Origin of the sequence: Clostridium sp. CAG:43 (genome assembly GCF_000434655.1) — a bacterium.
In the GTDB taxonomy this organism is placed as follows: Bacteria; Bacillota; Clostridia; order Lachnospirales; family Lachnospiraceae; genus Otoolea; species Otoolea fessa.
In genome coordinates this window covers 6043-6950 of record NZ_FR895071.1, presented here as the reverse complement: position 1 = coordinate 6950, position 908 = coordinate 6043, and the positions used below count along the sequence as shown (strand labels likewise).

The following is a 908-nucleotide window of genomic DNA, read 5'->3' as shown; positions in this document are numbered from 1 at the left end:
GGAGTTCAGAAGAGAACTCCTCCCGTGCTCTGGCTTCTGCATTCTGGTTCAATTCCAAGCTATACAGATATGCGGAGGTGATGGACTTAACCATGGTTTCAAACTCCTCAATCTCGACACTTCTCCCCGGGATTGAGGATTTGGCTTGATTTAACTCAAACACCTGCATCACATGATCAAAGCCCTGGGCCTGGTTCATTCCTTTTTGTTCGCAAAATGCACGGAAAGCATCCGCTGTATCGGAATCGATTCGAAAGTTTGCCTGTTTAATTTCTCCCATATTCTATATTCTCCAATCTATTTTTTGTAACTGTTTATTTAATACCCTGACATTCTTGCTGCGAGATGGTAACTGTTCATACTCATGTAGACAGTTACGCGAGATAATACGCTGCTTATCAAACTGATTTCAAAGAAGTGCTTTGCAAAGATCATGCGCCAAGTCTTATAACGTTCGATTTAAACTGAAATTTCAAATTGCGTCATACTTTATTTTATGTATATAGATTATCATGAAACCACAAAGGCGTCAATCTGATTCTGTGATATGTTATATATATGTTATACATGATTATTGTTATACATAGATTATGATTTCGGTAGCAAAAATAGGAATAAAACTGTCAACTATTCGTGAAAGGATGCTTTCGCGAATAGTTTCATCGACTTTTGTGGTCATATTTGCCAGAAATAGCAGCACTGTTTTGTGTAATATGTATAATTCCCTATAAAAATCTATATACCTAAAGTATTTAGATTTTTATAAGGAGCAAGTGTCTGCTGCTTACGAGCAAAGCCGCGTTTTCTTACGGCACTTTTAGAACCGAAAGTGCCGTAAGAAAACGCAGTGGCAATAGAAATTTGCCGTATTTAAATGCGAAGCCACGGCAAATTTCGTTACTGGGCAC

Annotated in this window: 1 protein-coding gene; it reads right to left on the bottom strand. The window is 38.0% G+C overall.

The window, feature by feature from the left end; all coding sequences use genetic code 11:
* A partial coding sequence (locus QVO97_RS05655; RefSeq protein WP_288189079.1) for a hypothetical protein occupies nt 1–280 on the bottom strand: 280 nt, incomplete at its 3' end.
* Nucleotides 281–908 lie beyond the last annotated feature (628 nt).